Annotated in this window: 13 protein-coding genes; 6 read left to right on the top strand and 7 right to left on the bottom strand. The window is 58.2% G+C overall.

Annotated elements, in window-relative coordinates; translation table 11 throughout:
* The first annotated feature begins 155 nt into the window (after nucleotides 1-155).
* The 5 genes from lptG to rsmA are packed head-to-tail and all read left to right on the top strand — an operon-like array spanning nucleotide 156 to nucleotide 6,490.
* Nucleotides 156-1,256: an LPS export ABC transporter permease LptG gene (gene lptG / locus AVO44_RS01760; protein WP_068332622.1), complete on the top strand. Its 1,101-nt coding sequence runs from the start codon at nucleotides 156-158 to the stop codon at nucleotides 1,254-1,256.
* The gene (locus AVO44_RS01765; protein ID WP_068331703.1) at nucleotides 1,256-3,418 is read left to right on the top strand and encodes an LPS-assembly protein LptD; all 2,163 of its coding nucleotides are present in this window, start codon (nucleotides 1,256-1,258) and stop codon (nucleotides 3,416-3,418) included. Before lptG ends, AVO44_RS01765 begins: the two co-directional genes overlap by 1 nt.
* Nucleotides 3,409-4,662: a peptidylprolyl isomerase gene (locus AVO44_RS01770; protein WP_068331705.1), complete on the top strand. Its 1,254-nt coding sequence runs from the start codon at nucleotides 3,409-3,411 to the stop codon at nucleotides 4,660-4,662. Before AVO44_RS01765 ends, AVO44_RS01770 begins: the two co-directional genes overlap by 10 nt.
* Nucleotides 4,659-5,651, top strand: a complete 993-nt coding sequence (gene pdxA / locus AVO44_RS01775) for a 4-hydroxythreonine-4-phosphate dehydrogenase PdxA (protein WP_068331708.1) — start codon at nucleotides 4,659-4,661, stop codon at nucleotides 5,649-5,651. Before AVO44_RS01770 ends, pdxA begins: the two co-directional genes overlap by 4 nt.
* On the top strand, nucleotides 5,648-6,490 hold the full coding sequence (rsmA, locus tag AVO44_RS01780) for a 16S rRNA (adenine(1518)-N(6)/adenine(1519)-N(6))-dimethyltransferase RsmA (RefSeq protein ID WP_068331710.1): 843 nt from the start codon (nucleotides 5,648-5,650) through the stop codon (nucleotides 6,488-6,490). The genes pdxA and rsmA overlap by 4 nt, the downstream gene beginning before the upstream one ends.
* A gap of 57 nt (nucleotides 6,491-6,547) precedes the next feature.
* Here the strand turns inward: rsmA and AVO44_RS01785 are convergent, their stop codons facing one another.
* From AVO44_RS01785 to prfA, 3 genes are all read right to left on the bottom strand, one after another.
* Nucleotides 6,548-7,129, bottom strand: coding sequence for a DUF4167 domain-containing protein (locus tag AVO44_RS01785; protein ID WP_068331715.1), 582 nt, complete (start codon nucleotides 7,127-7,129; stop codon nucleotides 6,548-6,550).
* 243 nt (nucleotides 7,130-7,372) lie between these two features.
* Nucleotides 7,373-8,215 (bottom strand): peptide chain release factor N(5)-glutamine methyltransferase, encoded by an 843-nt coding sequence (gene prmC / locus AVO44_RS01790; RefSeq protein WP_068331716.1) that lies wholly within the window; start codon nucleotides 8,213-8,215, stop codon nucleotides 7,373-7,375.
* Complete coding sequence (gene prfA, locus AVO44_RS01795) at nucleotides 8,212-9,267, bottom strand: peptide chain release factor 1 (protein ID WP_068331717.1); 1,056 nt, start codon at nucleotides 9,265-9,267, stop codon at nucleotides 8,212-8,214. Before prfA ends, prmC begins: the two co-directional genes overlap by 4 nt.
* A gap of 63 nt (nucleotides 9,268-9,330) precedes the next feature.
* Here prfA and AVO44_RS21515 point away from each other — a divergent pair, with 63 nt between their 5' ends.
* Nucleotides 9,331-9,633 (top strand): hypothetical protein, encoded by a 303-nt coding sequence (locus tag AVO44_RS21515; RefSeq protein WP_068331718.1) that lies wholly within the window; start codon nucleotides 9,331-9,333, stop codon nucleotides 9,631-9,633.
* Here the strand turns inward: AVO44_RS21515 and AVO44_RS20540 are convergent.
* From AVO44_RS20540 to AVO44_RS01815, 4 genes are all read right to left on the bottom strand, one after another.
* Nucleotides 9,559-9,963: a DUF1499 domain-containing protein gene (locus AVO44_RS20540; protein WP_082677358.1), complete on the bottom strand. Its 405-nt coding sequence runs from the start codon at nucleotides 9,961-9,963 to the stop codon at nucleotides 9,559-9,561. The two genes, AVO44_RS21515 and AVO44_RS20540, sit on opposite strands and share 75 nt — an antisense overlap.
* Before the next feature lie 63 nt (nucleotides 9,964-10,026).
* On the bottom strand, nucleotides 10,027-10,974 hold the full coding sequence (speB, locus tag AVO44_RS01805) for an agmatinase (RefSeq protein ID WP_068331719.1): 948 nt from the start codon (nucleotides 10,972-10,974) through the stop codon (nucleotides 10,027-10,029).
* Between the two features lie 63 nt (nucleotides 10,975-11,037).
* Nucleotides 11,038-12,006 (bottom strand): agmatinase, encoded by a 969-nt coding sequence (gene speB / locus AVO44_RS01810; RefSeq protein WP_068331722.1) that lies wholly within the window; start codon nucleotides 12,004-12,006, stop codon nucleotides 11,038-11,040.
* A 12-nt stretch (nucleotides 12,007-12,018) separates the two neighbouring features.
* Entirely contained in the window at nucleotides 12,019-13,182 is a 1,164-nt protein-coding gene (locus AVO44_RS01815) for a M20 aminoacylase family protein (protein WP_068331726.1), read from the bottom strand.
* Nucleotides 13,183-13,186: the final 4 nt, after the last annotated feature.

A 13,186-nucleotide genomic window follows, 5' to 3' on the forward strand; every position in this document is an offset into this window, starting at 1 on the left:
GCATTACAGTCCGGAAAAAAACCGACCGGATCGAGGGACAGTGAATTGGCGAAACAGGGCAGGCATATGCCGAAGCGCATCTGCGTAGGCAATTGCGGCTATAGCCACATATGCCTCTGCTGCCACATCGACCCTCGCGGGTGGGAGGCTCGGCCGTGATCCTCGACCGTTATTTCGCCCGTCGTTTCATGCAGAGCTTTCTGGTTATCGGCGGTATTTTTCTCACGTTGATGATTCTCATCGACCTGGTCGAGCAAGCCCGGCGATTCAATTCAGAGAATCTGTCATTCGGCAAACTGTTACACCTAACCCTTTTGAATACACCGGCAGCCATTAACGAGATGCTGCCACTGCTGGTTATTCTGGCTACAATCGCGCTTTTTATTGGTATGGCGCGCAGCTCGGAACTGGTGGTGACGCGGGCCATTGGGCGATCAGGTATCCGTGCGTTGTTTGCCCCTGTGACGCTGGCGCTGATCATCGGCGCAATGGCTGTCGCGCTGCTGAACCCAATCTCAGCCGCCACATCCGAGGAATACTGGCGCCTTTCCGGAGCCTACAAGAACCAGGACAATTCCGCGCTATCGATTACGAGAGAAGGTGTATGGTTGCGTCAGGGTTCGATCAACGGGCAGTCCGTCATTCACGCTCGCGGCACAACGGCTTCAGACGCGCTTGAACTCACCCGGGTCACAATCATCACCTTCTCGCCGGATGGAAAACCGACGCAACAAATCATTGCCGACAAAGCACGCTTGTCGAGCGACTCGTGGGTTCTGTCGAACGCAAAGATCTGGTCGTTGGCAGATGACGTAAATCCTGAGGGCGCCGCCGAGGTACACGAGCAGATCGAAATCCCCACCACTCTCACGCGGCAGAGAATTCTGGACACGCTGAGCCAACAGGGTCTGATTTCGATATATGATCTGCCCCAGCTTATCCGCGACCTCAAAGAGGCCGGGTTTTCCACCAAACAATATGAGGTGTGGCTGCAGGTCGAACTTGCGCGGCCTCTGTTTCTGATGGCAATGGTCATGATCGGCGCAGCCTTTACCATGCGCCATGTTCGCTTTGGCGGCACGGGGATTGCGGTGTTGTCTGCCGTTCTGCTGGGCTTTGCCATCTACTTCGTTCGCAATTTTGCCCAAATACTCGGGGAAAACGGTCAATTGCCTATCTTAGTCGCAGCCTGGGCACCGCCCTTTGCAGCCATTCTTCTGTCTCTCGGTCTTCTGCTTCATGCGGAGGACGGCTGATGCGGCTCATTTCCAGCCTTTTGCTGTCCGGTGCCGTCGCTCTGGCGCTGCCAGCAGTGACCGCCGCACAGACCCAGCCATCAGCCAACCCGGCGCAGGATACACAACAGGAAGACCAGCCCGCCCTGCTTGTGGCGGACATGGTTTTCATCACGCCTGACCGTGTTTTGGTTGCTGAAGGCAACGTCGAAGCCTTTCAGGGCGACATCAAAATCACCGCTGACCGCATCACCTATGACCGAGAAAGCGGCGCACTTACGCTCGAAGGGCCAATCCGCATCGATGAGGCCGGAGAGACAACGCTGCTGGCGGATTCGGGTGAACTGGATGACGGAATTCAGAACGGCCTGCTGATTGGCGCGCGAATGGTGTTCGACCAGCAGGTTCAGATTGCGTCGGTCCAGGCGACCCGTGCTGGCGGCCGGTATACGCAATTCAGCAAGGTATCGGCCACCTCATGTCACGTCTGCGCCAACGGGCGACCGCCAATCTGGCAGATCCGCGCCCGGAAAGTGACGCATGATCAACTGGAACGGCAACTGTATTTTGAAGGCGCGCAATTCCGTGTGCTAGACCTGCCGGTGTTCTATTTTCCCTATCTGCGGCTGCCTGACCCAACGTTGGAGCGCGCTACAGGGTTTTTGGTGCCCTCGGTGCGCACCACCTCGCAACTGGGAACGGGCCTGCAGGTACCGTATTTCATCAAGTTGGGTGATCACAGGGACCTTACGCTCACCCCGTATGTTTCATCCAAGACTAAAACCCTTGGGCTGCGCTATCGTCAGGCTTTCAAGAAAGGCCGCATTCAGCTTGAAGGCGCCTATACACGTGACGATCTGCAACCGGACGAGGATCGCGGATACCTGTTTGCCAACGGTTGGTTCAATGTCCTGAACGGATACCGTTTCCTTTTCAACATCAAGACCACGTCAGACGACGCATACCTCGCCGACTATGGCCTACCTGACTTTGACCGCCTGCGCAGTGAGATCGCGCTGGAGCGGATCAAACGCGACACTGCATTTCGTACCAGCTTTATCCACTACAAAACACTGCGTGACAGCGAAGATCAGGATGAAATCCCGTCGCGAGTGTTTGATCTCTACTACCAAAAGCGCTTGTTCCCGACCTCTGTCGGCGGCGAGGTGCGGCTGGGCTTTATTGCCCACACTCATGAGCGGACCAGTGACGAGGATATTATCGGGCGTGACGTCGCCCGTGCCACCGTTGATGCAGAATGGCTGCGCAACTGGACATTCGCGACCGGTCTGCGGGTCGAAGCGCGCCTGGGCGCATCAATCGACAGGTTCGATATTCGCAATGACAGCGAGTTCCCTAACAACGTCACCCGAACTACGCCGCGCGCTGCGCTGACACTGCGCTATCCGCTTGGTAAGCAAGAGAGCTCGGGCGCGACGCAAGTCCTGGAACCGATTGCCCAGATCGGCTGGACCCATGTGTCCGACGAAGATATTCCAAACGACGAAAGCACGTTTCAGGAATTTGATCAGGGCAATCTGTTGTCCCTGTCCCGATTTCCCGCCCCGGATCGGCGCGAGGACGGGCTTACAGGTGTATTCGGGGTAAATTGGTCGCGCTACACGGCCGGGAACTGGCGCGCGCTGGTCACGATCGGTCAGGTGTTTCGCGCAGATGCCGACCCGAATTTCAACCTGACATCGGGTTTGCAGGGCACGTCCTCGGACCTGCTGTTGGCGGGACAGCTTAGCACGGCCAATGGCTGGACCTTGGCCGGCCGCGGCCTTTTGAACGGGGATTTCAGCTTTGCCAAGGCTGAACTGCGTGCAGGCTGGCAACAACAGACAGTTGGTGCCACGGGCAGCTATGTCTGGCAAGAGCCCGACCCGGACGAAAATGTGGACGACGAGATTTCGGAAATCCGGTTGACCGGGCGTTACAGGGTGGATGAAAACTGGAACACACGGGCGTCGGCGCAGTATGACCTTAGCGAATCTGAACCGATCCGTTATGGGCTTGGTGTGACGTATCGGAACGAATGCGTGCAGGTTAACATGAATGTCAGCAGGCGATTTACTTCGTCGTCAAGTATTGAGCCTTCGACCGAATTCGGGTTTACCGTAGCCCTGACGGGTTACTCCGTCAAAAGTGGCGGCCAACAATACAAGAGAAGATGCAGTTGATTTCAGGTTTCACCAGTTTCCTCCGCTCCGGTTGGCTTCGTTCGGTCGCCCCTGCCCTTGTCGGGGCAATGCTTGCTTTGGCATCACCACAGGCGCACGCGCAAAGCCCATTCTCACCGGCGATCAAGGTCAACCAGGACATAATCACCTGGTATGAACTGACACAGCGGCAGCAAATGTTGATTGCACTTGGCGCTCCGGGCGCGACCGAGGATGAAGTACGCGACGCCCTGATCGACGACAGGCTGCGCCGCCAAGTTATGCGCGAAGCCGGGATTGAAGCCGCCCCCGAAGACATCGAGCTTGGCATCGACGAATTCGCCGCGCGGGGACAGTTATCGACCGACCAGTTCCTGCAATTGCTGGCTGATGAAGGGGTCGATCGCGAAACTGTACGTGATTTTGTTGCAGATCAGCTTTCCTGGCGCGACTACGTCAGCGCGCGTTTCCTGTCACAAGCCCGCCCAAGCGAGGAAGAGATCAACCGTGCCCTTGGTGAAGCTGGTGGCGGAGGTTTGCAAGTACTGCTGTCCGAAATCATCATCCCGGTTAATCCGCAAACCGTAGCGCAGGCCGAGCTTTTGGCGCAGGAAATTTCCCAGTTGCAGGGTTTTGATACGTTTTCATCGGCGGCAACGCAGTATTCGGCGGCGGCCACGCGGGACAACGGCGGGCGTCTGGATTGGTTGAACCTGTCTGACCTTCCTCCTGCGCTTCAGCCAGTCGTGCTGGGGCTGAAGGACGGCGACATTACGCAGCCATTGTCACTGCCCAACGCCATCGCCCTGTTCCAGATGCGCGGCATCCGCGAGGTGGCCGCCGGAACGACCCGTTTTTCCGAGATCGACTACGCGATTTACAATTTGCCCGGTGGCCGCAGCGCCGAAACACTGGCAAGGGCTGCCAGGCTCCGCGAGGATATTGACACATGCGACGACCTCTACGGCGTCGCGCAGGGTCAGCCGCCCGAAGTTCTGCAACGCATCCAGGCCAGCCCCAGCGAAATTCCGCGTGACATAGCGCTTGAGCTTGCAAAGCTCGATCTGAACGAGGTCTCGACGACGCTGACACGCAACAATGGTCAAACGCTGTTGTTCCTGATGCTCTGCACCCGCACCCGCGAACTGGGCGAGGATACGTCGCGCACCGACGTCGCCAACGCACTGACTCAACAGCGGCTTGCGGCTTTTGCAGAAAGCCTGCTGGCCCAGCTGCGTGCAGAAGCAAACATCGTCGAACAATGACAGCGCCGATTGCGCTCAGCTGCGGGGAACCGGCTGGAATAGGCCCTGAGATTGCAGCAAAGGCGTGGTCGGCTATGCGCGATAGCTGCCCGTTCTTCTACATCGGCGATGCGGCGCATTTACCGCCTTCAACACCAGTTGCGCGCATTTCGCACCCGTCCGAGGCGATAGATACCTGCGCCACCGCTCTGCCGGTTCTTCAACTGGACTTTCCCGCGCCCAACGTGCCCGGGGAACCCGACCCAGCGAACGCGCCATCGGTGGTTGCCGCGATTGAGCAGGGCGTGTCACTGGTACAATCGGGTGCCGCGTCGGCGCTGTGTACGGCGCCAATTCACAAGAAAGCCCTGATTGACGGCGCTGGTTTTGGCTATCCCGGACATACCGAGTTTTTGGCCGCACTTGCAGGCCGGGACCGTGTTGTCATGATGCTGGCCAGCGATCAGTTGCGTGTGGTGCCAGCAACCATCCACATCCCACTGTCCGAAGTGCCCTCGGCGCTGACCCCCGAGTTGCTGACCGAAACCATCTTGATTACCGCTGAGGGACTACGACGCAATTTTGGCATCGCACACCCCCGGATTGCCGTTGCCGGGCTCAACCCGCATGCGGGCGAAGGTGGTAAAATAGGGTCCGAGGAAGTGGACTGGATCGCAAACCTGATCACTGATCTGCCTACGAAGGATTTTACCGTCACTGGCCCACACCCGGCGGATACGATGTTCCATGCCGCCGCCCGCGTCCGTTATGACGCAGCGATAGCGATGTATCATGATCAGGCACTGATTCCTATCAAAACGCTGGATTTCGACAAAGGCGTGAACGTCACGCTTGGTTTGCCTTTTATCCGCACCTCACCCGACCACGGCACCGCGCTTGATATTGCTGGACAGGGTATCGCTACCCCCACCAGTCTGATCGAGGCTCTTAAGCTTGCACAGCGGATGGCGCACAGCTCAAAACTCAGCATGTCGGCAACCAAGTCATGAGCGCGATCGACAATCTTCCCCCGCTGCGCGAGGTCATCGCAAAACACCAACTATCAGCACGCAAATCGCTGGGTCAGAACTTTCTGCTGGATCTGAACCTGACGGCAAAAATTGCCCGCCAGGCTGGAGATCTCAGCGCATGCGACGTATTGGAAATCGGTCCCGGCCCTGGTGGATTGACACGCGGGCTGCTCTCTGAGGGCGCGCGGAAGGTTGTTGCTGTGGAGAAGGATACGCGCTGTATCGCGGCTCTTAACGACATTGCAGCGGCCTATCCCGGACGGCTTGAAGTGATCAACGGCGACGCTCTGGAAATCGACCCTCTTGATCACCTGACGCAACCAATCCGAGTCGCAGCCAACCTGCCTTATAACGTAGGGACGGAGTTGCTGGTCCGCTGGTTGACCCCACCGCAATGGCCGCCTTTTTGGAAAAGCCTGACGCTGATGTTCCAACGAGAGGTCGCTGAACGTATCGTCGCCCAACCCGGCAGCAAAGCCTATGGTCGCCTTGCCATCCTTGCTCAGTGGCGGGCCGAGGCGCGGATTACCATGTCTCTGCCCCCCGGCGCGTTTACCCCGCCACCCAAGGTGTCCAGCGCCGTTGTTCACCTGACGGCACTGCCCGAGCCGCGTTTTCCCGCAGACGCGACCACTTTATCACGTGTCGTTGCAGCCGCCTTCAATCAGCGGCGCAAAATGCTGCGGGCTTCGCTGAAGGGTGTTACGCCTGATATCGAAGACCGGCTTCTGGCCGCAGGGATCAAGCCGACGCAACGCGCCGAGCAGGTTCCACTTGAAGCCTTCTGCGCATTGGCCCGCGAAATTCAAAAAGACTAGGCAAAAATGAAAAGCCCCGGAATGACCCGAGGCTTTTGGCAATGCTGGTGTTTGCGTTTATTCCGCAGCTTCGGGTGCGTCGCCATCTGTATTCGGCGCTTCGTCTGCTGGCGCAGCCTTGGGCTTTCGCGTGCGCGGACGACGGGGAGGCTTTTCTTTCTTCTCGGGCACGTCTACCGCCGGAGCCGCAGTCTGACTTTCCGGCGTCTCGACCAGACCGGATTCAGGGGCTGACCCTTCGCTTGCGAAATCCATTACATCGGGCTGCGGCGATTCGGCCAAGTCGGCTTGGCGAGCGGCTTCACGCTCCTGCCGCTCGGCGCGCTCGCGGTCACGCTCGGCCTGCCGTTCGCGATTCTGGCGCTCCTGCTCTTCCCGGCGTGCTTCGATTTCGCGCTGTGCTTCGCTCAGCAAACGCAGGTAATGCTCGGCATGCTGCTGAAAGTTTTCCGCAGCTACACGGTCATTGGAAAGCTGGGCATCGCGCGCCAACTGGTTGTATTTGTCAATGATTTGCTGGGGCGTACCGCGCACCTTGCCTTCAGGACCCGAGCTGTCAAAAACCCGGTTCACAACGTTGCCACCAGAAGGGCGATTGCGGTTATTCTTGGCCCGCGAGCGGGATTTGGAAGATCTCATCTTAATTTACGTCAGCCTTGTCATTCGGTGCCGATCACGTCGCGCCCTGCACTGCTCAATGGCTTTAGCCGTCACGCGATGTCGACTTTTTTGGGCTTGGCGTCAGGGGCCCGCTGAAACAGCGTCAGCCTCGCCGACTGACTCTGAGTAAGCATGTCCAGCGCGTGCAGACAAGAGGTTTGTCCAAAAATTCGCAGCTTTTTTACAATTATCGGCACTTTTTAGCCTCACCTTGGGCTGCAACTATGGCATTCTGGCCATAACAACACGGTCGCGACCGTCCAGATCGGGGATGATCCGCGTTCCCGTCAGACCCGCTGCTTCAAACAGCGACAGAACGCATTTTCCCTGAGTTGGTCCAATTTCTACCAAGATGCGCCCTCCGGGCATCAGGAAGTCCTGTGCCGAGGCAGCGATATGGCGGTATGCGCCAAGGCCGTCACCCTCGTCCGTCAAGGCCATACGCGGCTCGTGTTCTCGCACTTCGGGCGAAAGGTCCTGCAGCTCGCTCAGCGCAATATAAGGCGGATTCGAAACAATTAGATCGAACTGGCCATGAATGTTCTCAAACCAGTCAGAGCATACAACTTCGGCACGCCCGTGTATCTTATGAGAGACCGCATTTGCGCTGGCCTGCAGGCAGGCGGCTTCGCTCAGATCTGCGCCAACACCCGTCGCGCTGGTCCGCTCAAGCAACAGTGTGATCAGGATACAGCCGGAACCGGTGCCCAAATCCAATACATGGTCAAACGGTTCGCTCAGCGCGGCCTCGATCAGCGTTTCGGTTTCAGGGCGCGGATCAAGAACATCGCGGCTGACACGGAACCGACGGCCGTAGAATTCACGTTCGCCCAGAAGATGTGATACCGGCACCCGAATGGCCCGCAATGAGATCAATTGGTCATAACGTTCGGCAATTTCGGGTGACAGTTCTTCGGGTGCAATCAGCGTAACCCGGCTGGCTTCGATCCGCGCGGCGTGGGCCAGCAGAACCCGCGCATCACGAGCCGGATCGTCCACACCCGCAGCCCGCAGGCGTGCAGTGGCCGCGACCATGGCCTGCGCTGCCGTCAGCGCAGCGATCATTGCGCCATCTCCGCCAACAGCCGCGCCTGATCATCAGCCGTCAGCGCGTCGATCACCTCATCCAAGTCGCCCTGCATGACCTGATCCAGCTTGTACAGCGTCAGGTTAATCCGATGATCCGTCATGCGGCCCTGCGGAAAATTGTACGTCCGGATACGTTCGGACCGATCGCCCGAGCCAACTTGACTGGCCCGATCTGCCGAACGTTCACTGTCGATCCGCTGCCGCTCAAGATCAAAGAGGCGTGTTTTCAGCACCTGCATCGCGATCTCTCGGTTGCGATGCTGCGACTTTTCCGAGCTTGTCACCACCAAACCGGTCGGCAGGTGTGTGATCCGCACCGCCGAGTCGGTTGTGTTCACATGCTGCCCGCCGGCCCCCGAACTGCGCATCGTGTCGATACGAATGTCATTGGCGTCAATCTGAATATCGACATCCTCGGCTTCGGGCAGAACCGCGACCGTTGCGGCCGACGTATGGATGCGCCCGCCGCTTTCGGTTTCCGGTACGCGCTGAACGCGATGCACACCGGATTCGTATTTCATTCGGGCAAAGACATTTTCGCCTTTGATATGGGCGACCACCTCCTTGATCCCGCCAAGGTCCGAGGTCTGTTCCTCGATGATTTCAAATTGCCAGCCGCGGTTTTCTGCATAGCGCTGATACATCCGCAGGAGGTCACCCGCGAACAATGCGGCCTCATCCCCACCTGTGCCCGGTCTGATCTCAAGCATCGCTGGGCGCGCGTCCGCCTTGTCACGCGGCAAAAGCGCCAGTTGCAGCGCATGTTCGGCCTCGGGGATACGGGCTTGCAGCGCTGGAATCTCCTCTTCGGCCAATTCCTTCATATCCGGATCAGACAGCATCTCCTTGGCCTCAGCCAGATCAGCGACAAGCTGACGCCACGACATGATCTGATCAACGACCGGCTTCAGGTCGGAATACTCCTTGGCCAGCGCCGCGATATCTCCACCCGAGGCGCCATCGGCCATGGCCGCTTCGAGGTACTGGAATCGCTGGGTTATCTGCACAAGGCGTTCTTCTGGGATCATCCGCGCGGTGTCTCTTAATCCGAGGCTTTGGTCAAGGGCCGACCGTGTGCTAAGCTGCGGCTCATGAAAGGTTTGGCGCTTGTTTTTCTATTGTGCGCGGCCCCTGCCCTGGCCGATGTTGTTGGCCCCGGCGGCAAGGTACAGGACTGCTATTGTACCGACAAATCCGGCACACGCATCGAACTGGGCGAGTTGATCTGCCTTCAGGTCGATGGCCGCATGTTCACGGCCCAGTGCCAGATGTCGCTGAACGTGCCGATGTGGCGCGAAGTGCAGGAGGGATGCTTGTCTTCAAACCTTCAGAGCATCCAGCCATCCATCAACTCGGTCCCGATTTACCCCGAAATCGCTCCGCCCAAATCGTAGACGCCCGTGTATGCGCAGGGTGTCACCGTCCTGCTGCGCTGTTGTGTAGTCCGGAAAACCAAAGACCCTGCTGCGCGTTACGTAAGTGACCATTCCCTCTGGCACGGATCCCGCCAAGACATCAGTGCGGGGCGCTTGCGTGGCAATGACATGCAGACGCACTAGGCCATTGGGTAGATCTTCGACAATGCGGAACACACCGCCGGGCATGTCCCGATCTGCGTCACCGGCAAGGGCAACGTGCCAACGATCAGGATCAGTTGGAGCGAAACGAAACACGGTCAATGCGATCAACACGGCCAGCAGCCCAAGAATTAACACTCGTTTCATCCCGAACCTTTTACATTGCAGAGCAGTTCTCTGACCTTTGAAATAGAGTGCGTGGTAGAATTTCTACCGCGACAACACTCCGGGCAGGATGCAAAGCATCTCGAACAGCAGGTTTGCTGCCGTAAGCGCTGTATTGCCCGATGGGTCGTAGGGCGGTGAGACCTCAACCAGATCGCAGCCCACCAGATTGATTCCGCTAAGCGCATGGATCAATTGCAGCGCCTGCGGGGTCGTCAGCCCCCCGATCTCAGGCGTACCCGTTCCGGGTGCGAAGGACGGGTCCAGGCTGTCGATGTCAAACGACAGGTAAACCGGGTGGTCCCCAACCGTTTTGCGAACCTGGGACCCGATTTCCGTAAGGTTCTGCTGCCACAACTCCCACGCGGGGAACTGGCGGAAACCCCAGCCCTTGGCTTCAGAAAAATCCGATGCTGCGTAGCCCGAGCCGCGAATGCCGATCTGAAAGGTCTTGTCAGGAATGATCAGCCCCTCTTCGTAAGCGCGGCGGAAGACGGTGCCATGTGTCTCTTTCTCGCCAAACATCTCGTCGTTGACATCTGCATGCGCGTCCACATGGACCAACGCAACCGGCCCGCGCTTGGCTGCGATCGCTCGCAGGATCGGCAATGTGATCGAATGATCGCCCCCCATTGCAACAGGCGTCACTCCGTTGGCCACGATGGTATCGTAGCTTTCCTTGATGATCTTCAAACTGTCGGCCAGCGAAAAGGTGTTGATCGCCAGATCGCCAATATCTGCGATCTGCAAACTGTCAAAGGGCGCGGCAGAGTTTGCCATGTTGTAGGGCCGGATCATCGCACTTTCGCTGCGAATTTGCTTGGGCCCGAATCGAGTGCCAGACCGCCACGATGTCCCGATATCCATCGGAATGCCCAAAACAGCGACATCCAGCCCGGCCAGTTTATCCGATTGCGGCAGACGCATGAACGTGTTTGGCCCCGAAAACCGCGCAAGGTCATTTCCGCTGATGGGTTGGTTAAAATCAGTCATTCTTGAAATTCTCCCGTCTGGCCGTTTGGTGAGCCAGATAGCGGAAAGATGGCTAACCAATGGTTAACCCTGTTCCAACTTTCTCCAACCCAACAGGCAGATGATCTGCGTTGCCACATGCGCCCCCGCAATCGCCGTCGCGCCCGATGTGTCGTAAGGCGGAGAGACCTCGACCACGTCTCCGCCTTTGATGTTTATGCCTGCGATATCGCGCAATATGATCTGCGCCTGGATGGAGCTTAGCCCGCCCCAGACCGGCGTACCCGTGCCGGGGGCAAACGCGGGGTCCAGACCGTCAATATCGAAGCTCAGGTAAACCGGGCTGTCGCCAAGAATGCCCTTGATCTTTTCCGCCACCGCAGCGGGTCCGGCTTCATAAACCTCGCGTGCGTTGATAATGTTGACGCCCAGCGTATCTTCGTTGGTGGTGCGAATCCCCACCTGAACCGAGCGTTTTGGGTCCACGATCCCCGACTTGACTGCCTTGTAGAACATCGTCCCGTGATCAACGCGGGACATATCGTCATCCGCCCATGTATCTGTATGCGCATCGAATTGCAGCAGCGACATGGGCCCATATTTCTCGGCATAGGCTTTCAGGATCGGAAAGCTGATATAGTGATCCCCGCCCAGCGAAACCGAGGCCACGTCAGCCGCCAGTATCGTTCGGATATGATCGGTGAGCAGATCGGGGAAGGCCGGAATATTGGCATAGTCATAGGCCACGTCGCCGTAGTCGATGATTGCCAGCTCACTCAGCGCATCAAACGGCCAGCCATAGGGCGCGTCAGGGGATTGCAACGCGCTCGCCTCACGGATCGCGCGGGGACCCAGTCGAGTACCGGGTCGGTTTGTGACGGCCTGATCGAACGGCACGCCAGTGACGGCGATATCCACACCGGTCAGGGTCTTGGTGTAAAGCCGCCGCAGGAACGAGGTTGCCCCGCCAAACGTGTTTTCAAAAGACAGCCCTTTGAGGTCCGGGTTGGTAAAGGCTTCGTCTACCTGAGTTTTTGCGTCTTCCAGTGCCATGTGGTTTCCTTTTTACCCCAGCGGCTGCGCCTTTTCGACGATCCGCGCAAGGAACGAGGCGCCCACCGGCGCGATCTCGTCATTGAAATTGTATTTCGGATGGTGCAGCCCGGCCCCCTTGCCCTGACCCAGAAACAGGTAGGCGCCCGGACGGGCCTGCAGCATGTATGAAAAATCCTCGGCCCCCATGTTGCGGGTCATATTGTCGACAACCTGTTCGGGCCCCGAGATTTCGCGCGCTACGTCAGACGCGAAGCGGGTGCTTTCGGCATCGTTAATCGTGGCGGGATAGTCCACCTCGTAGTCCAACCGCGCCTCGACCCCGTACGAGGCCGCTTGCCCCTGCACGATCTGCTCCATCCGCTCAATCACCATCTGTTGGACCGCTGGATCGAACGTGCGTACCGTGCCGTTGATATAGGCTGTATCGGGGACGACGTTATTCACCGTACCTGTGTGAATCTGCGTGACGGAAACGACAAGATCGTCAAGTGCGTGGTGATTTCGACTGACGATGGTCTGAAGTGCCTGCGCGATACCACAGGCAGCCATGACAGGATCGCGGGTTTCGTGCGGCATGGCGCCATGACCGCCAACACCTTGGATATACACATGGAACGTATCCACCGCCGCCATGATCGCACCCGGTGTCGTGTGAAAGGCCCCCTCGGGCAGGCCCGGCGCGTTGTGCAGCGCATAGACTTGGGCAATGTCGAACCGATCCATGATGCCTTCTTCCACCATAACACCAGCGCCGCCGCCCTCTTCTTCGGCGGGTTGAAAGATCAGCGCCACCCGCCCACAAAAATTCCTCGTCTCGGCCAGGTATCGCGCGGCCCCCAACAGCATAGTTGTGTGGCCGTCATGACCACAGGCATGCATTTTGCCGGGATGTTTCGAAGCGTATTCAACACCCGTATCCTCAGGTATCGGCAGCGCGTCCATATCTGCCCGCAGGCCAATGGTCTGGCCATCGCCCTGCCCGTTGATAATCGCGACAATCCCCGTTGTGGCGATTCCTTCGTGCAGCTCATCAACTCCGAACCCGCGCAAACGGTCAGCTACAAAAGCCGCCGTTTCATGGCAGTCGAAGGCAAGTTCTGGGATGGAATGCAGGTGTCGGCGCCACGTGGCCATATCGGAAGAGAAATCAGCAATTCGGTTGACGACCGGCATCTGG

The organism is Ruegeria profundi (assembly GCF_001507545.1).
In the GTDB taxonomy this organism is placed as follows: Bacteria; Pseudomonadota; Alphaproteobacteria; order Rhodobacterales; family Rhodobacteraceae; genus Ruegeria; species Ruegeria profundi.